Origin of the sequence: Cellulosimicrobium cellulans (assembly GCF_001722485.1) — a bacterium.
Classification (GTDB): Bacteria; Actinomycetota; Actinomycetes; order Actinomycetales; family Cellulomonadaceae; genus Cellulosimicrobium; species Cellulosimicrobium cellulans_A.
Genome location: NZ_LWGL01000057.1, coordinates 1 through 17852, shown reverse-complemented (window position 1 = coordinate 17852; position 17852 = coordinate 1). Strand labels below are relative to the sequence as shown.

Here is a 17852-nt window from a genome sequence, read left to right as displayed (position 1 = left end):
GCCGGGTCCAGCGGCGCAGCGCGACCGCGTCGGCCGACCGGTGCCCCGCCGCGCCGCGGGCGAGCACGGGCCCGAGCAGGTGCGCGCCGCTCATGCGGCCACCACCCCGAGCGAGCGGTAGGCGGGGATGAGGACGCCGCGCGCGACGCGGCGGTCGGCGACGCGCAGCGTGCGTCCGGCCTGCACGACGGGGCGCAGCGCGTCGAGCATCGCGTCGACCTGCGCGAGCGCGAGCGGCATGCCGAGGCAGAAGTGCGGTCCGGCGCCGAACCACAGGTGCCGCACGGCGGGGTCCACGGGCGCGTCCGGGTCGAACGGGCCGGCGTCCTTGCAGCACGACACCGTGGCGATGACGACACGGTCACCCGCGCGCACGCCCACGTCGCCGACCCGGGCGTCCGCCCGGACGGAGCGCAGCATCGCGGGCGTGGGCGCGGTGACGCGCAGCGCCTCCTCGACGACGCGGGTGCGCAGCGCCCGGCCGGCCGGGTCCGCGGGATCAGCGGCGAGCAGGCGGTCGAGCCACCCGGTGTCGGAGGCGAGCGCGACGAGGCGAGGCACGAACGACTGGATCGTCTCGGTGCCCGTGAGGACGAACGCGCCCACCGCCCCGAGCGCCTCGTCCTCGGTGAGTCCGAGCTCGCGCATGCGCCCCGGCACCGTCCGCGGGTCGCCGTCGCGGTAGGCGTCGCGCGCGGGCGCGGACAGGCGAGCGAGGACGGCGCGCGCGTGGCGCACCTGCGCAGGCGTGAGGCTGCGGCGGTGCAGGCGCACGAGCCCGACGATCGACTGCGCCGCGGTCATCGCGTCCCGCACTGCGGTGTCGGTCGGCGGCAGGCCGGTCATCGCGCAGATGACGGTCCCGGCCGTCGTCGCGGTCTCGGTGGCGAGGTCGACGCGCTCCCCCGCGAGCAGACGCGGCGCGAGGCCCGCGAGCGCGTCCGGCACGCTCACGGCCACGAGGTCGCGCACCGCGCGCGGCGTGAACAGGCCGGACAGCGCGCGCCGCAGACGGGCGTGGTCGGCCCCCTCCATGTTGAGCAGGACGGACGGGCCGAGGACGGGCGTCCACAGGTCCGACGGCGCGCCCGGTCCCACCTTGCTGAAGCGCTCGGTGTCGAGCAGCACCTCGCGGGCGGTCGCGGCGTCGGACACGACGACGCCGATGCCGGGAACGCGCACCACGGGGCCGCGGTGGCGCAGCGCGCGGATCGCCGGGTACACGACCGGGTGCGCGCCGCGCTGGACGCGCTCCTCCCACCGCCCGGCCACGGCGAGCGCGGACGGCGTCGTCGCGAGGGCGGTCACCGGATGTCCACCACCTCGGGACGGTAGCGGTGGTCGGCGTACCAGCCGAGCGTCCGGACGAGGCCCCACGCGTGCGCGCGGCGCGTCGAGGCGCGCACGACGACCTCGCGGTGCGCGCCGTAGCGCGTCGTGAGGCGGCGCACGGCGTTGACGAGCGCGCGGTCCTCGTGGAGGTCCTCGATGGCCGTGCGAGGGAAGCCGCCCGCCGCCTCGTACAGCGCGGCGGTGATCGCCATGTTGCAGCCCGGCGCCATGACGTACGGCCCGCGGTACGACGGGTCCTGGTTGCCCGGGCGGAACCGGCCGAACGTGCTCGCGACGCTCACCGCCGCCGACAGCACGCCCTGCTGCCACCGGTTCACCGGCCGGTCGTCGGTGCGGGGCACGAGCCTGCCCGCGACCATGTCGTGACCGGACGCGAACGCCGCCCGGACCCGCCGGGTCCAGTCCGGCAGCGGCAGGCAGTCGGCGTCGGTGCGCGCCAGGTGCGTCGCGCCGGCGGCGATGGCCGCGCGCATCCCCGTGTCGGCCGCGGCCCCGGTCCCCTTCTGCGGCTCGTCGACGACCCGCCAGCGCGTCATGCCCCACGCCTCGGCGGTCGCCCGCACGACGTCGCCCGTGCCGTCCGACGACCCGTTGTCGACGACGACGAGGTCGAAGTCCCCGTCCTCCTGGTCGCGCAGCGCGGCGAGCGTCGCGACGACGCCGTGCGCCTCGTCGCGCGCGGGCACGACGACGGCGAGCCGCGCCGGCCGCCCTTCCGCGGTCACAGGCGCACCACCGTGGCGCCGATGCTGATGCCGCCCGCGAGGCCGACCAGGACCACGACGTCGCCGGCTGCGACGCGGCCCGTCTCGAGCGCGGTGGCGAGCTGCAGCGGGAGCGTCACCGACGCGACGTTCCCGTGGTCGGCGACGGTGACGAGCGTGCGGCCCGTGGGCAGGCCGAGCGCGGCGTGCACGTCGTCGAGGTACGCGACGGCGACCTGGTGCACCGCGACGAGCGCGACGTCGTCCCACGTGACACCTGCCCGGTCGAGCGCGTCGAGGACGACGCCCGGCCCGAGCGCGAGGAACGCCTCGCGCAGCCGTGAGCCGTCGATCTCGAAGTACGTGCGGTCCAGGTCGCGCGGGTGCGCCGTGCCGCCGCCGGGCAGCATCCCGACGTCCCAGTGCGACGAGTCGGCGCCGAACGCGCTCGCGAGGATGCCGCGCGGCGCCGGACGGCCCTGTGCGTCGCGCGCCTGCGCCTCCTCCGGGGTCGCACGCCGCACGAGGAGCGCCGCGCCGGCGTCGGACATCGTGTAGCCGGGGGCGGAGAGGAGGTAGGTCGCGCGGTCGGGCACGTCCCAGCGCACCGCGCGCGACGGCGCCTCGCCGCTCGCGACGAGCACGGTGCCGTACCGCCCCGTGGCGACGAGCGCCTCCGCCACCTCGATCGCGTTGAGCACCGAGTTGCACGCGTTCTTCACGTCCATCACCGGCGCGCGCACGCCGAGCTTCGCCGCGACGATGTGGCTCGTCGCCGGCTCCACCATGTCCTGGCTCGCCGACGCGAACAGCAGCAGGTCGACGTCGTCCGTGCCGAGGCCTTCCGCCGCGAGGAGCTTCTCCGCCGCCGCGACCGCGAGGTCCGAGGCGTCCCAGTCGTCCGGGAGCACGTGGACCTGACGTACCCCGGTCAGCCGGGAGACCATCGGCACGCGCGGGGCCGCGCCGGGGTTTCGCGCCGCGAGCGCGAGCTCCGCCTCCCGCACGTCGACGGTCCGGGCAGGCAGGTGCACGCCGACGGCGGAGATCACCGCGGTCGTCGGGCGGGAGGAGGGCGTCGAGGACGTCGACGACGAGGTGGGGGGCACCGGGACAGGGTAGTCAGCCGCGCGGGCGCCGATCGCCGCTCCCCGGGTGAAACGCGACGTCACGGCTGTGGACGGGGACCGGTGCAGCCCCCGTCGTCGGCGAGACTGTCCCGCGTGACGACGTCCTCCCGGCTCGCCCCCACCACGCGCCACGAGCTGCGGCTGCTCCTCGCGGCACGCCCCGCGATGGCGGGCGTGCTCCTCGCCGGCGGCGCGCTCGCCGGGCCGCGCACCGACGGCCGCGGCGGCCTGCGGCGCGTGCCCGGCCTCGGCTGGGTGACCGCCGACCCCGTCGTCGGCCGCCAGGTCCTCACCGACCACCGCTCGTTCACCATCCTCGGCGAGGGCGGCGTCGGGCACCTGTGGGCCCAGATCCTCGGCGACTGGGTGCTCGACCTGTTCGACGGGCCCGGCCACCAGGACCTGCGGTCGCGCTCGCGCGAGCTGTTCACCGAGGCGAGCGCCGCCGCGCTCGTCGAGGACGCCTGGTCCCGGCCGCTCGACGACGCCCGCGCGACCCTGCGGGCCGGCGGCGCGGTCGACGTCGGACGGCTCGCGCGCGTGCTCGTCGGGCGCATGATGATCTCGCTCCTCGGCATCCCGCAGGAGACGCCCGTGCCGACCGACGAGGCGGCGCTCGCGGCCTTCGCGACGGGCGAGCGGCTGGCCGCCGTCGCGCTCGGCACCGCTGGGTCGACGCAGCTCGACGCCCGGCAGGTCGCGACCGCACGCGCCGTCGTCGACGAGCTGACCCGCGGCGTGCCGGACGGCTGGCGCCACGCGCCCGCCGACCGCCTCCTCGGCCGGTGCCGCGAGCTCGGCCTGACGCTGGAGGAGACGACCGGCCTCGCGAGCCTGCTCATGGTCGCCGGGACGGAGACGTCCGCGTCGGCCATGGCCCGCACGACGGCGCTCCTCGTCGACACGGGCGAGCAGCACCGCCTCCTCGCCCGCACGGCCAGCGGAGCCGACGGCTCGGACGAAGTCATCGAGAACGTCGTGCGCGAGGGTCTGCGGGCCACGAGCCCGGCGTCGGTCGTCGGGCGCGGCGTCGCGCACGACGTCGAGGTCGCCGGGCGGCTGCTGCGCGCCGGGGAGCGCGTGATGATCCTCACGTGGTCGGCGAACGTCGCCGTGGGTCCGTTCCGCGCCGACCGCCCCTACGTCCGCGAGACGCGTCAGCTGTGGTTCGGGGCGGGCCGGCACCTGTGCCTCGGCGCGGCGCTCGCGCGTGCGGAGATCGCCGCGCTGCTGCGGACCCTGTGGGGCGACGGGGTCCCTCTGCGCGTTGTCTCGCGCCGCCCGTCGCGGCGCGTCCTCGTCCCCGGGTACGACGAGCTCGTCGTCACGCGCGACCGGACCTCGCTGTCCTGAGGGATCCCGCGCGAGCGATCAGTCGCGCGCCTGCCACGTGCACACGCACGCCTCGTTGCCCTCCGCGTCCGCGAGCACCCAGAAGGCTGGCGCACGGTCGTCGGACACGAGGTGGCCGCCCGCCGCGATGGCCGCGGTGACGCGCGACTCGGCGACGTCGTGCGGCACGATGACGTCGACGTGGAGGCGGTTGCGCTGCTCACGCGGCGCGTCCATCTGCTGGAACCAGAACGCGGGTGCGTGTCCGGTGGGGTCGGCGAGCGGGACGGCCGCCAGGCCGTCGGGCGCCTGCTCCGTGTAGCCGAGCACGGCGCGCCAGAAGGGTTGGACGGCGGGGCCGACGAGCGCGTCCACCGCGATCTCGAGCTCCTGCACCGCGCTCGGGTCCGCCACGAGGTCGAGCTCGCGCGCGGCGTCGGAGATCTCGCGAGCCAGCGCGACGTCGCGCCGGCTCAGCCCACCGACGTCGTGCGACGTGAGCCGGACCGTCACCGTCCCGTACCGCAGGTCGACGTCGGGGTGGTGGCTCGCCGCCTCGGCGAGCTCGCCGATCGCGTCGACGAGCTCGACGCCCGCGGTGAACGACCCCGTGCGGTACAGGGTCTGGGCCGTCGCGAGGAGGACGCGCCAGTCCTCCACCCCGTCGCTGTCGTGGAACTCGCGCGCGGTGATCCGGTCGTCTGCCATGGCGTCTCCTCGTGGTCCGCGACGTCGCAGCGAGCCCGGCGGCGCGCCCGGCTCAGGTCAACGCTAGCCAGTCGGCGTCCGCCGTGCGCGCCCGGTCGGTCGCTCACCCGAGGCCGGCTGCTCACTCGAGGATCGCGCCGCGCGACGCCGACTGGACGAGCTTGGCGTACTTCGCGAGCACGCCGCGCGTGAACGTGGGCGGCAGCGGCTCCCAGCCGTCGCGCCGCGCCGCGAGCGTCTCGTCGTCGACGAGCAGGTCGAGCGTCTTGCGCGCGACGTCCAGACGGATGCGGTCGCCGTCGCGCACGAACGCGATCGGGCCAGCGTCCACGGCCTCCGGTGCGACGTGCCCCACGCACAATCCCGTGGTGCCGCCGGAGAACCGCCCGTCGGTGAGCAGCAGCACGCTCTTGCCGAGCCCCGCGCCCTTGATGGCGCCGGTGATCGCGAGCATCTCGCGCATGCCCGGCCCGCCCTTGGGCCCCTCGTACCGGATGACGACGACGTCGCCGTCGGTGATCGTGCCGTCCTCGAGCGCGTCGAGCGCGGCGCGCTCGCGCTCGAACACGCGCGCCGTGCCCTCGAAGACGTCGGTGTCGAAGCCCGCGGACTTGACGACGGCGCCCTCGGGCGCGAGCGAGCCGTGCAGGATCGTGATGCCGCCGGTCGGGTGGATCGGCCGGTCGAGGGCCCGGAGAATCTTGCCGTCGGGGTCGGGCGGGTCGATGTCGGCGAGATTCTCGGCGACGGTGCGGCCGGTCACCGTGAGCGCGTCACCGTGCAGCAGACCGGCGTCGAGCAGCGCCTTCATGACGACGGGCACTCCCCCGATGCGGTCGACGTCGTTCATGACGTACCGGCCGAACGGCTTGAGGTCGCCCAGGTGCGGCACGCGGCTCGCGACGCGGTCGAAGTCCGCGAGCGTGAGCTCGACCTCCGCCTCGTGCGCGATCGCGAGCAGGTGCAGCACCGCGTTGGTCGAGCCGCCGAACGCCATGACGACGGCGATCGCGTTCTCGAACGCCTCCTTCGTCATGATGTCGCGCGCCGTGATGCCGCGGCGCAGCAGCTCGACGACGGCCTCCCCCGACCGGTGCGCGAACGCGTCGCGACGACGGTCGGCCGACGGAGGCGCCGCCGAGCCCGGGAGCGACATGCCCATGGCCTCGGCGACCGACGCCATGGTGTTCGCCGTGTACATGCCGCCGCACGCGCCCTCGCCGGGACAGATCGCGCGCTCGATGCGGTCGACGTCCTCGCGGCTCATGAGGCCGCGCGCGCACGCCCCGACGGCCTCGAACGCGTCGATGAGCGTGACGTCCTTCTCCGTGCCGTCGGACAGCTTCACCCAGCCGGGCATGATCGATCCGGCGTAGAGGAACACGCTCGCCAAGTCCACGCGTGCGGCGGCCATGAGCATGCCGGGCAGCGACTTGTCGCACCCGGCGAGCAGGACGGACCCGTCGAGGCGCTCGGCCTGCATCACCGTCTCGACGGAGTCCGCGATGACGTCACGGCTCACGAGCGAGAAGTGCATTCCCTCGTGACCCATCGAGATGCCGTCGGAGACGGAGATCGTCCCGAACTGCAGCGGGTACCCGCCGCCCGCGTGCACGCCCTCCTTGGCGCCCTGCGCGAGCCGGTCGAGCGACAGGTTGCACGGCGTGATCTCGTTCCACGAGCTCGCGATGCCGATCTGCGGCTTCGCGAAGTCCTCGTCCCCCATGCCGACGGCGCGCAGCATCCCGCGCGACGCCGTCGCCTCGAGCCCGTCCGTGACCTGGCGCGAGCGCGGCTTGAGGTCGGGTCCGGCGTCCGTGCGCGTGAGCTCCTCGGTCATGCCCTCACTCTAGGAACGCCCTCACGGGACGGCGCGCCGAGCGCGGACCCTCTGCCCGACGCCGACCGGTTGCCTAGGGTGGTCGGCGTGGGTGGTGGTGCCGCGTCTACCATCCGCCGCTCGTCCCTCGCGGCTCCCGCCAGGCCCACCACGACGCGGCACCACCACCCACCCCGCCCATGCGTCTCGCCCTGGTCGACGATCGCCGCGAGCAGGGCGCGCAGACGCTCGACCAGGCCGTCGTCGCTCGACCCGAACCGGTGACGAGCCACGACGACCTGTTCGCCGTAACCGGACAAACGCGGAGGCGAGACGACGGACGAGCGAGACAGGGGGCGGGACGTGCCGGGTCGTGGCGGGTCTGGCGGGAGCGCCCGAGGGACGAGGGCGCGGATGGTAGACCCGGCACGTCCCGCCCCCTGGCTCGCGGACCCGGTCCGGCAGGCGGACCCGAGATCAGCGACGACGGATGAGCGACACGTCCCGCACGGCGCCGCGGTCCGCCGACGTCGCCATCGCGGCGTACGCCTGCAGCGCCGGCGACACGTACCGGTCGCGGTCGACGGGCTGCCACGGGTTCTCGCGCGCCTCCATCTTGGCGCGACGCTCCGCGAGGACGTCGTCGGGGACGTTGAGGCGGATGAGGCGCGTGTCGACGTCGATCTCGATCTCGTCGCCGTCCTCGACGAGGCCGATCACTCCCCCGGCAGCGGCCTCGGGCGAGACGTGGCCGACGGAGATGCCGGACGACCCGCCGGAGAACCGGCCGTCGGTGATGAGCGCGGTCACCTTGCCGAGGCCGCGGCCCTTGATGAACGACGTCGGGTAGAGCATCTCCTGCATGCCCGGCCCGCCCGCGGGGCCCTCGTACCGGACGACGACGACGTGCCCGGGCTGGACCTGCTTGGTGAGGATCTTCTCGACGGCCTCGTCCTGCGACTCGCAGACGAGGGCCGTGCCGACGAAGTGGAAGACGTCGGGGTCGACGCCCGCGGTCTTGAACACGGCGCCGTCCTCGGCGAGGTTGCCGCGCAGCACGGCGAGGCCGCCCTCGACCGTGTACGCGTGCTCGAGGTCGCGGATGCAGCCCTCCGCGGGGTCGGTGTCGAGCGACTCCCAGCGGTTGGACGTGGAGAACGCCTGGGTGGTGCGGACCCCGCCCGGTGCGGCGTGGAACAGCTCGATCGCACGCTCGGTGGCCTTGCCGCCGCGGATGTCCCAGTCGTCGAGCCACTCGCGCAGCGTGGGCGCGTGGACGGACGTGACGTCGTGGTCGAGCAGGCCGGCGCGGTCGAGCTCGCCGAGGAGGGCGGGGATGCCGCCGGCGCGGTGCACGTCCTCCATGTGGAAGTTCGGGTGGTTCGGCGCGACCTTGGACAGGCACGGCACCTGGCGGCTGATTCGCTCGATGTCCGTGAGGTCGAAGTCGATCTCGCCCTCCTGCGCGGCGGCGAGGATGTGCAGCACCGTGTTGGTGGAGCCGCCCATCGCGACGTCGAGCGCCATGGCGTTGGAGAACGCGGCCTTGGTCGCGATGGAGCGGGGGGCGACGGAGTCGTCCTCGTCGTCGTAGTAGCGCTTCGCGAGGCCGACGATGGTCCGGCCGGCCTCGAGGAAGAGCTCGCGGCGCGCGGAGTGCGTGGCGAGCGTCGACCCGTTGCCGGGGAGCGAGAGCCCGAGCGCCTCGGTGAGGCAGTTCATCGAGTTCGCGGTGAACATGCCGGAGCACGACCCGCACGTGGGGCACGCGTTCTCCTCGACCTGCGCGAGCGCGGCGTCGGACACGTTGTCGTCGGCGGAGTAGTTGATCGCGTTGACGAGGTTGAGGTGCGTCTTCGCGACACCGTCCGCGACGACCGCCTTGCCGGCCTCCATCGGCCCGCCGGAGACGAAGATGACGGGGATGTTGAGGCGCAGCGCGGCGTTGAGCATGCCGGGCGTGATCTTGTCGCAGTTGGAGATGCACACGAGGGCGTCCGCGCAGTGCGCGTTGACCATGTACTCGACGGAGTCGGCGATGAGGTCGCGGCTCGGCAGCGAGTAGAGCATGCCCCCGTGGCCCATCGCGATGCCGTCGTCGACGGCGATGGTGTTGAACTCCTTGGCGACGCCGCCCGCCTCCTTGATGGCCGACGCGACGAGGTCGCCCATGTCCTTGAGGTGGACGTGGCCGGGGACGAACTGCGTGTAGGAGTTCGCGATCGCGACGATCGGCTTGCCGAAGTCCTCCGACCCCATGCCGGTCGCGCGCCACAGCGCACGAGCACCGGCCATGTTGCGGCCGTGGGTGGACGTCCGGGAGCGCAGGGGACGGCTCATGACGGGGTCACTCCTTCGACGGGTTCGCCGCGGCCGCTCGGCATGGCCGCCGGGTCACACTACGCCTCCCCCGGCGGGGTCGGACGGACCGTCCGTCTCGTGGGCGCCCTGGTCAGGTCGCCGTCGTCGTCACACCCCGGCCGTGTGCGCCCCCTCGAGCTCGTCCGCGTGGCGGATGTGCCGCGTGACCCACGGCGCGAGGGCGAAGAGGCCCACGGCGAACAGCAGCGTCACGGCGCCGATCCCGCCGAAGTACGCGGTGTCGGACACGTCCTCGGTGACCTGGACGAGCTGAGCCGTGATGGCCTGCCCGGCAGCCGGCGCGAGGAACCACACGGCCATGGCCTGCGAGCGGAACGCGCGCGGGGCGAGGAGCGTCGTCGCGGCGAGGCCGACCGGCGAGAGGCACAGCTCGCCGAGCGTCTGGATGACGTACACGAGCACGAGCACCCACGCGGGCGCCCGACCGTCGCCCACGACCGCCGACGCGACCGCGAGGAACACGAAGGACGCGGCCGCCAGCGTGAGCCCGATCGCGAACTTGTTGGCCGTCGTCGGGCGGTCGCCCGTCTTGATCCAGACCCAGGCGAACACCGGCGCCAGGATGATGATCGACGCCGGGTTGACCGACTGGAAGAACTCCGGGCTGATCGTCACCCCGAAGATGTTCAGCTGCGTGCGGTCGCGCGCGAACTCCGACAGCGTGGTCGCCGCCTGCTCGAAGATCATCCAGAACAGCATCGCCGCGACGAACAGCGGGATGTAGGCGAGGACGCGCGGACGCTCCGCGTCGGTGACCTTCGGCGACCGGTACATGACGACGAAGTACGCGACCGGGGCGAGGAACGCGAGGTAGGACATCGTGTCGATGAACGTCTCGATACCGAACCCGCCGGCGACCACCACGGCGATCAGCCCGACGACGACCACACCGCCCACGATGATCAGGAAGATCCGCGCGATCGCGCCACGCTCCTCGCGACGGATCGGGTTGGGCACGTGGGCGCCCGCCTGGCCGAGGTAGCGACGTCCCGCGACGAAGAACACGAGCGCGACCGCCATGCCGACCGCCGCGACGGCGAACCCGGCGTGGTACCCGCCCCAGGCACGGGCCGCGCCGACGAGGAACGGGGCGATGAACGACCCGATGTTGATCCCCATGTAGAAGATGGAGAACGCGGAGTCGCGGCGCGGGTCGTCGCGCGAGTACAGCTCGCCCACCATCGACGACACGTTCGGCTTGAGCAGCCCCGTGCCGAGCGCGACGAGCGCGATGCCGACCATGGAGAACGCCAGGCCCGGGATCGTCAGGCTCACGTGTCCGGCGGCGATGATGATGCCGCCGTACAGCACGGACCGCCGGGAGCCGATGACGCGGTCCGCGAGCCACCCGCCCACGACGGACAGCAGGTACACGCTCGTGCCGTAGATCGACACGAGCGCGAGCCCGGTCGTGTCGTCGAGCCCGAGCCCGCCGTCCGCCACCGTGTCGGTGAGGTAGAACAGCAGGATCGCGCGCATCCCGTAGTAGCTGAACCGTTCCCACAGCTCCGTGGTGAACAGCGTCGCGAGGCCGCGCGGCTGGCCGAAGAACGCGCGGTCCCCGGCGATCACTCCCGCGGCCGGGCCGTCGTCGGGCGGTCCTCCCACGGACGCCACGCGGGCGGCACCCGGCGTCTCGCGGGCGGCTCCGTCCGGGCCGATCGGCGGGGCGCCGGCTTCCGGCTCCGTGACCGCCTCGCGCTCCAGGTGCCGGCGGCGGTCGGGCCCGTCGTCACCGTCCCTGCCGCCGCTGCCGCGTGTGCTGTCCATGCTGGCGATGCTTCCACCGGCGGGGGTTACCTGCGACCGTTAGCGTGTCCGGATGGCCTCGATCTGGTGGTGCCGCCGCGACCTGCGCCTCGACGACAACCCGGCCCTCGCCGCGGCCGCCGACGCCGCGCGCGCCGCGGACGACGAGGTGGTCGCCCTCTACGTGCTCGACCCGCGGCTGTGGGCCGTGGCGGGCGCTCCGCGCCTGTCCTACCTCGCTCGCAGCCTCGCCGCGCTCGACGACGCGACGGGCGGGCGGCTCGTCGTCCGGAACGGCGACCCACGCGCCGTCGTGCCGGCGGTCGCGCGCGAGGTCGCGGCGGAGGAGGTGCACGTCGCGGCGAGCTTCGAGCCCTACGGCGTCCCCCGCGACGCCGCCGTGGAGGCCGCGCTGCACGACGCCGGGACGCGCCTCGTGCGGACCGGCTCGCCCTACGCCGTCGCCCCGGGGCGCGTGCTCACCCGGCAGGGCGAGCCGTACAAGGTGTTCACACCGTTCCGCGACGCGTGGGTCGAGCACGGGTGGCGCGCCCCCGCGCCGCGGCCGACGTCGATCCCGTGGGCCGAGGTGCGCTCCGACGGGGTCCCGGGCGACCCCGGCACCACCGCCGACCTGCCGCCCGCGGGCGAGGTCGCGGCGCGCGACCGGTGGCACGCGTTCCTCGAGGACCACCTCGTGGGATACGCGCGCGAGCGCGACCGCCCGGACCGCCCCGCGACGTCGGTCATGTCGGTGCCGCTGAAGTGGGGCGAGCTGCACCCCCGCACGCTGCTCGCCGACCTGCGCGACGCGCTGCACGACGGCGCGCCGTCCGACGACGTGCTCGCGTACCGCTCCGAGCTGGCGTGGCGGGAGTTCCACGCGGACGTGCTGTTCCACGACCCCGCGGCCGCGCACCGCTCCCTGCGCGACGTCGTTCCCGAGGACGCGTGGGCGACCGGAGACGTCGAGGAGCAGTACCTCGCGGCGTGGGCGGCCGGGCGGACCGGCTACCCGCTCGTCGACGCCGGCATGCGCCAGCTCCTCGCCGAGGGCTGGATGCACAACCGCCTGCGGATGGTCGTCGCGTCGTTCCTCGTCAAGGACCTGCACGTGCGCTGGCAGCGCGGCGCGGCGCACTTCATGGCACACCTCGCCGACGGCGACGTGTCGCAGAACCAGCTCAACTGGCAGTGGGTCGCCGGGACCGGGCGCGACGCCGCGCCCTACTTCCGCATCTTCAACCCCGTCACGCAGGGCAAGAAGTTCGACCCCGACGGCCGGTACGTGCGCCGGTGGGTGCCGGAGCTGCGCGACGTCGTCGGGCCGCGCGTCCACGAGCCGTGGAAGCTGCGCGAGCGCCCGCCGGGCTACCCGGAGCCGATCGTCGACCACGCCGAGGAACGCCGCGTCTCCCTCGACGACTTCGAGCGCGCACGGCGCCGCTGACGCGCGGCTCTCACAGCACCGCACCGCGGCGGCCGCGCACGGCTGCCGACCACTTTCGCAACCAGAAGGTTGACGACTGCTGGGCACCGGCGTAGCGTCGATGACAACCGGATGGTTGATGACTTCGTCCGGCAGGTACGACGAAGGAGGACCGGTGAGCGCCGACCCGTTGTCCCGCGTGTTCGCCGCCCTGGCCGACCCGACGCGCCGGGACATGGTGGCTCGCCTCGCGTCGTCGGACGCGACGGTGGGCGAGCTCGCGCGGCCCTACGACATGTCCGTCCAGGCGGTCTCCAAGCACCTGCGGGTGCTGCAGGACGCCGGCCTGGTCTCCCGCACGACGGACGCACGCCGCGCCCCCGTGCAGCTCGAGGCGGAGGTGCTCGACCTCATGACGAAGTGGATCGAGCGGTACCGGCGTCAGGCCGAGGACCGCTACCGCCGCCTCGACGACGTCCTGCAAGAGCTGCCCGGCCGACCGGGCGGTCCGGAGAACGACGCGACGAACGGAGAAGCACCATGAGCACCACCGGCACCCACGAGACCGAGATCATCATCCCCACCGACGTCCCGACCGTGCGGCTCGTGCGCGAGTTCGACGCCCCCGCGGAGAAGGTGTTCCGCGCCCACGTCGACCCCGAGCTGTTCGCCCGCTGGAACGGTCCCCGGAGCCTCACGCAGCGCAACGAGCACTGGGACGTGCGCACGGGCGGCGCCTACCGGTACGTCCACGTCGACGCCGACGGCACCGAGTACGCGTTCTTCGGCAGCGTCCACGAGGTGCGCCCGGACCGCCTCATCGTCCAGACGTTCACGTACGAAGGGTTCCCCGACGGCGTCTCGCTCGACCGGCTCGAGTTCGAGGACCTCCCGGGCGGCCGGTGCCGCCTCACCGCGACGTCGCTCGTCGACTCGTTCGAGGGTCGCGACGCGTTCGTCGCGAGCGGCATGGAGGTCGGCATCCGCGAGGGCTACGAGAAGCTCGACGAGCTCCTCGCCGAGACCGCGTGACCCGAGGACGACGCTCGGACATCGGGACGACGACGGGCCCGGCAGCGCTGCTGCCGGGCCCGTCGTGATCGGGTGGGGTCGTGTCAGGCGGAGCCCAGGCCCACCCGGAACTCGTCCTCGAGGATGCTCATCACCGTGGCGTCGGCCCAGCCGTCGCCGTCGCGGTACACGTCACGGAGCCGGCCCTCCTCGCGGAAACCGAGCGACTCGTAGAGCATGCGGGCGCGCGGGTTGATGCTCAAGACGTCGAGGCTCACCCGGTGCAGGTGCGGCCCCTCGTGGTCGACGCCGTCGACGTCCGTCGCCCCGTCGAACGCGAAGCGCAGCACCTCGAAGATCGCCTCCCGCCCGTACCCGCGACCGCGGTAGTTGGGCAGGAGCGCGAGCCGGAGGTTCGCCGAGCGCGCGTCGAGGTCGAGGTCGTTGAGCACGATCTCGCCGATCATGTCGTCGCTCACCGGCTGACCGTCGCGAATCGCGCCGGCCGTGATCGCCCAGTCGAAGCGGCCGTCCCGGTCGGCCACCGTCGCCGCCCACTCGTCGATCTGCTCGCGCGTGAACGTCGCCGTCGTCCCGGTCAGCCGGGTCGCCTCCGGGTCCTGGAGCGCCTCCCACATGCGGTCGGCGTCGCGCGCCTCGATCGGGCGCAGGCGCACCATCTCGCCGAGCAGCACCGGCCCTCGCGTCACACGATCACCCGATCCGCTCGAGGATGAGCTCGCGCACGCGCCCGGCGTCCGCCTGCCCGCGCGTCGCCTTCATGACCGCGCCGATGATCGCGCCGACGGGCCCGAGGTTGCCGCCCCGCACCTTCTCGACGACGTCCGGCTGCGCGGCGAGCGCCTCGTCGATCGCGGCGAGGAGGGCGCCGTCGTCCGAGACGACCTCCAGCCCGCGCGCCGTCACCACCTGCTCCGGGTCGCCCTCGCCCGCGAGGACGCCCTCGAGGACCTGGCGCGCCAGCTTGTCGTTGATGCGGCCCGAGTCGACGAGGCCCTGGAGCTGGGCGATCTGGGCGGGCGTGACGGGGAGCTCAGCGATGGCCACGTCGTCCTGCTTGGCCCGGCGCGCGAGCTCGCCCATCCACCACTTGCGCGCACCCGCGGGGCTCGTGCCTGCCGCGACGGTCGCCTCGATGAGGTCGATCGCCCCCGCGTTGACGACGTCGCGCATCTCGGCGTCCGCGTAGCCCCACTCCCCCTGCAGGCGCCGACGACGCGCGACCGGCAGCTCGGGCAGGGCGGCCCGGATCTCCTCGACCCACTCGCGCGGCGGCGCGACGGGGACCAGGTCCGGCTCGGGGAAGTACCGGTAGTCCTCGGCGTCGGACTTCACGCGGCCCGACGTGGTGATTCCGGTGTCCTCGTGCCAGTGACGCGTCTCCTGGACGACCGTGCCGCCGGCGTCGAGCACCGCAGCCTGGCGGGAGATCTCATAGCGCACGGCACGCTCGACCGACCGGAACGAGTTGACGTTCTTCGTCTCGGTCCGCGTGCCGAGCGGCGCGTCCGGGGACGGGCGCAGCGACAGGTTCACGTCGGCGCGCACGTTGCCGCGCTCCATGCGGGCCTCGGAGACGTCGAGCGCCCGGAAGATGTCGCGCAGCGTCTGCACGTACGCGCGCGCGACCTCCGGGGCCCGGTCCCCGGCGCCGGTGATGGGCCGCGTGACGATCTCCACGAGGGGGATCCCGGCGCGGTTGTAGTCGACGAGCGAGTACTCGGCGCCGTGGATGCGACCGGTGGCACCGCCGACGTGCGTGTTCTTGCCGGCGTCCTCCTCCATGTGCGCGCGCTCGATCTCGACACGGAACACCGTGCCGTCCTCGAGCTCGACGTCGATCCAGCCGTCGTAGGCGATCGGCTCGTCGTACTGCGACGTCTGGAAGTTCTTCGGGACGTCCGGGTAGAAGTAGTTCTTCCGGGCGAACCGGCAGCTCTCCGCGATCTGGCAGTTGAGCGCGAGCCCGATGCGGATCGCGTACTCGACGGCCTTGCCGTTGACGACCGGCAGGGCACCGGGCAGGCCGAGCGACACGGGCGTCACCTGGGTGTTCGGCTCGGCGCCGAAGCTCACCTCGGCGGCGCAGAACATCTTGGTGAGCGTGCCGAGCTCGACGTGCACCTCGATCCCGATGACGGGATCGTAGCGACGCGTCGCGTCCGCGTAGTCGACGAGGTCGACGGTCGTGGCGGTCATCGGCTCATCCCCTCCAGCTCGGTGGTCGGCAGCGCAGGAGCGCGGTCGAGCAGCGGCCCGCCCCAGGTCGTCTCGAGCGCGGCCTCGAGGGCGGCACCCACGCGGTACATCCGGTCGTCGGCCTTGGCGGGCGCGAGGACCTGGAACCCCACGGGCAGCCCGTCGTCCGACAGCCCGGACGGCACCGACATCCCCGGGACCCCGGCCAGGTTGGCGGGGATGGTGGCGACGTCGTTGAGGTACATCGCGAGCGGGTCGTCGAGCTTCTCGCCGAACCGGAACGCCGTCGTGGGCGCCGTCGGCGACACGAGGACGTCCGCCTGCGCGAAGGCCGCGTCGAAGTCGCGCTGGATGAGCGTGCGGACCTTCTGCGCGCTGCCGTAGTACGCGTCGTAGTAGCCCGCGGACAGCGCGTAGGTGCCGAGGATGATGCGGCGCTTGACCTCGTCGCCGAAGCCGGCGCCGCGGGTCGCGGCCATGACGCGCTCGGCGGTGACCGGGCCGTCCCCGGGCTCGACGCGCAGGCCGAACCGCATGCCGTCGAACTTCGCGAGGTTGCTCGACGCCTCGCTCGGCATGATCAGGTAGTAGGCGCCCAGCGCGTAGTCGAAGTGCGGGCACGAGACCTCGACGATCTCGGCACCGAGGCCCCGCAGGACGTCGAGCGACTCGGCGAACCGCGCGCTCACCCCCGCCTGGTAGCCCTCGCCGCTCAGCTCCTTGACGACGCCGATGCGGACACCGCGGAGGTCGCCCTGGGCGCCCTGGTGCGCGGCCTCGACGAGCGCGGGCACCTTGCCGCGGATCGACGTCGAGTCGCGCGGGTCGTGGCCGCCCACGAGCTCGTGGAGCAGCGCGGAGTCGAGCACCGTGCGCGTCACCGGGCCGGCCTGGTCGAGCGACGACGCCATGGCGATGAGGCCGTAGCGCGACACGCCGCCGTAGGTGGGCTTCACGCCGACCGTTCCCGTCACGGCACCGGGCTGACGGATCGAGCCACCGGTGTCCGTCCCGATCGCGAGCGGCGCCTCGAAGGCCGCGACCGCGGCCGCGGAACCACCGCCGGACCCGCCGGGGATGCGGTCGAGGTCCCACGGGTTGCGCGTGTTCCCGTACGCGGAGTGCTCGGTCGACGAGCCCATGGCGAACTCGTCCATGTTGGTCTTGCCGAGGATCGGCAGACCCGCGGCACGGATGCGCTCGACGAGCGTCGCGTCGTACGGCGGGATCCAGTTCTCGAGGATCTTCGAGCCTGCCGTCGTCGGCATGCCCTTCGTGACGACGACGTCCTTCACGGCGATGGGGACGCCTGCCAGCGGGTGCAGCTCCTCGCCGGCGGCGCGGCGGGAGTCGACGTCCCGCGCCGTGGCCAGGGCGTCGTCCGTGCTGACGTGGAGGAACGCGTTGACGGCGCCGTCGACCGCGGCGATCCGGTCGAGGTGGGCCTGCGTCACCTCGACGCTCGTCACGTCACCGGCGCCGAGACGCGCCGCGAGGTCGGCGGCGGACAGCCGCGTGAGGTCGTCGCTCATCATTCCTCCCCGAGGATCTGCGGCACCGCGAACCGGCCGTCCTCCGCCGACGGCGCAGCCGCGAGGACGTCCTCGACCGGGAGGGCCGGCACCGGCACGTCGTCCCGGAAGACGTTCGTCAGCGGCAGCGGGTGGCTCGTCGCAGGGACGTCGGGCGTGGCGACCTCGCTGACCTTCGCGATCGCGTCGACGATGACGTCGAGCTCGCCCGCGAGCCGGTCCAGCTCCTCGGGTCGCAGGTCGATGCGGGCCAGCGCGGCGACGCGCGCGACCTCGTCTCGAGAGATGGTGGACATGCTGGCCATTCTAGAGGGGCGCCGGCGCGCCCCGAGGAGCGCGCGGTACCGGGTGCGGACATGCCGAAGGCCCACCCGTGGGGGGTGGGCCTTCGGTGAAGGGTTGTCCGGCGGCGTCCTACTCTCCCACCCCGTCTCCAGGGCAGTACCATCGGCGCTGAAGGGCTTAGCTTCCGGGTTCGGTATG

At 73.7% G+C, this 17852-nt stretch carries 15 protein-coding genes and 1 rRNA gene; 4 read left to right on the top strand and 12 right to left on the bottom strand.

What is annotated here, in order from left to right; all coding sequences use genetic code 11:
• Window positions 1-90: 90 nt before the first annotated feature.
• Genes JZ5iCDA_RS08520 through JZ5iCDA_RS08510 form a run of 3 tightly spaced genes read right to left on the bottom strand, consistent with a single transcriptional unit; the run spans window position 91 to window position 3166 of the window.
• Window positions 91-1308: a cytochrome P450 gene (locus JZ5iCDA_RS08520; protein WP_083259812.1), complete on the bottom strand. Its 1218-nt coding sequence runs from the start codon at window positions 1306-1308 to the stop codon at window positions 91-93.
• Window positions 1305-2078 carry a glycosyltransferase family 2 protein gene (locus tag JZ5iCDA_RS08515; protein WP_069386788.1) on the bottom strand — a complete coding sequence of 258 codons (774 nt, stop codon included), beginning with the start codon at window positions 2076-2078 and terminating at the stop codon, window positions 1305-1307. Before JZ5iCDA_RS08515 ends, JZ5iCDA_RS08520 begins: the two co-directional genes overlap by 4 nt.
• Window positions 2075-3166 carry a 3-oxoacyl-ACP synthase III family protein gene (locus tag JZ5iCDA_RS08510; RefSeq protein ID WP_171905324.1) on the bottom strand — a complete coding sequence of 364 codons (1092 nt, stop codon included), beginning with the start codon at window positions 3164-3166 and terminating at the stop codon, window positions 2075-2077. Before JZ5iCDA_RS08510 ends, JZ5iCDA_RS08515 begins: the two co-directional genes overlap by 4 nt.
• A gap of 114 nt (window positions 3167-3280) precedes the next feature.
• Here JZ5iCDA_RS08510 and JZ5iCDA_RS08505 point away from each other — a divergent pair, with 114 nt between their 5' ends.
• A complete protein-coding gene (locus JZ5iCDA_RS08505; protein WP_069386786.1) occupies window positions 3281-4540 on the top strand; it encodes a cytochrome P450 in 1260 nt (419 codons plus the stop codon).
• Window positions 4541-4558: 18 nt separating this feature from the next.
• Here the strand turns inward: JZ5iCDA_RS08505 and JZ5iCDA_RS08500 are convergent, their stop codons facing one another.
• The 4 genes from JZ5iCDA_RS08500 to JZ5iCDA_RS08485 all read right to left on the bottom strand — a co-directional run bounded on the left by JZ5iCDA_RS08500 (window position 4559) and on the right by JZ5iCDA_RS08485 (window position 11198).
• Complete coding sequence (locus JZ5iCDA_RS08500; RefSeq protein ID WP_069386785.1) at window positions 4559-5227, bottom strand: VOC family protein; 669 nt, start codon at window positions 5225-5227, stop codon at window positions 4559-4561.
• Between the two features lie 121 nt (window positions 5228-5348).
• Window positions 5349-7067, bottom strand: coding sequence for a dihydroxy-acid dehydratase (gene ilvD / locus JZ5iCDA_RS08495; RefSeq protein ID WP_069386784.1), 1719 nt, complete (start codon window positions 7065-7067; stop codon window positions 5349-5351).
• Window positions 7068-7523: 456 nt separating this feature from the next.
• Window positions 7524-9386, bottom strand: coding sequence for a dihydroxy-acid dehydratase (gene ilvD / locus JZ5iCDA_RS08490; RefSeq protein ID WP_069386783.1), 1863 nt, complete (start codon window positions 9384-9386; stop codon window positions 7524-7526).
• A gap of 129 nt (window positions 9387-9515) precedes the next feature.
• Window positions 9516-11198, bottom strand: coding sequence for a peptide MFS transporter (locus tag JZ5iCDA_RS08485; RefSeq protein WP_083259811.1), 1683 nt, complete (start codon window positions 11196-11198; stop codon window positions 9516-9518).
• Between the two features lie 52 nt (window positions 11199-11250).
• Between JZ5iCDA_RS08485 and JZ5iCDA_RS08480 the strand changes: the two genes are divergently transcribed.
• From JZ5iCDA_RS08480 to JZ5iCDA_RS08470, 3 genes are all read left to right on the top strand, one after another.
• Window positions 11251-12627, top strand: a complete 1377-nt coding sequence (locus JZ5iCDA_RS08480; RefSeq protein ID WP_069386782.1) for a cryptochrome/photolyase family protein — start codon at window positions 11251-11253, stop codon at window positions 12625-12627.
• 154 nt (window positions 12628-12781) lie between these two features.
• The gene (locus JZ5iCDA_RS08475; RefSeq protein WP_253182016.1) at window positions 12782-13150 is read left to right on the top strand and encodes an ArsR/SmtB family transcription factor; all 369 of its coding nucleotides are present in this window, start codon (window positions 12782-12784) and stop codon (window positions 13148-13150) included.
• The gene (locus JZ5iCDA_RS08470) at window positions 13147-13638 is read left to right on the top strand and encodes an SRPBCC family protein (RefSeq protein ID WP_069386780.1); all 492 of its coding nucleotides are present in this window, start codon (window positions 13147-13149) and stop codon (window positions 13636-13638) included. Before JZ5iCDA_RS08475 ends, JZ5iCDA_RS08470 begins: the two co-directional genes overlap by 4 nt.
• Window positions 13639-13721: 83 nt before the next feature.
• Here the strand turns inward: JZ5iCDA_RS08470 and JZ5iCDA_RS08465 are convergent, their stop codons facing one another.
• From JZ5iCDA_RS08465 to rrf, 5 genes are all read right to left on the bottom strand, one after another.
• Window positions 13722-14327 carry a GNAT family N-acetyltransferase gene (locus JZ5iCDA_RS08465; RefSeq protein ID WP_253182015.1) on the bottom strand — a complete coding sequence of 202 codons (606 nt, stop codon included), beginning with the start codon at window positions 14325-14327 and terminating at the stop codon, window positions 13722-13724.
• Between the two features lie 4 nt (window positions 14328-14331).
• On the bottom strand, window positions 14332-15837 hold the full coding sequence (gatB, locus tag JZ5iCDA_RS08460) for an Asp-tRNA(Asn)/Glu-tRNA(Gln) amidotransferase subunit GatB (RefSeq protein ID WP_069386779.1): 1506 nt from the start codon (window positions 15835-15837) through the stop codon (window positions 14332-14334).
• Window positions 15834-17369, bottom strand: coding sequence for an Asp-tRNA(Asn)/Glu-tRNA(Gln) amidotransferase subunit GatA (gene gatA / locus JZ5iCDA_RS08455; protein WP_069386778.1), 1536 nt, complete (start codon window positions 17367-17369; stop codon window positions 15834-15836). Before gatA ends, gatB begins: the two co-directional genes overlap by 4 nt.
• Complete coding sequence (gene gatC / locus JZ5iCDA_RS08450; protein WP_069386789.1) at window positions 17369-17665, bottom strand: Asp-tRNA(Asn)/Glu-tRNA(Gln) amidotransferase subunit GatC; 297 nt, start codon at window positions 17663-17665, stop codon at window positions 17369-17371. The genes gatA and gatC overlap by 1 nt, the downstream gene beginning before the upstream one ends.
• 105 nt (window positions 17666-17770) lie before the next feature.
• Window positions 17771-17852: ribosomal RNA gene (rrf, locus tag JZ5iCDA_RS20065) — 5S ribosomal RNA — on the bottom strand; the annotation flags it as partial.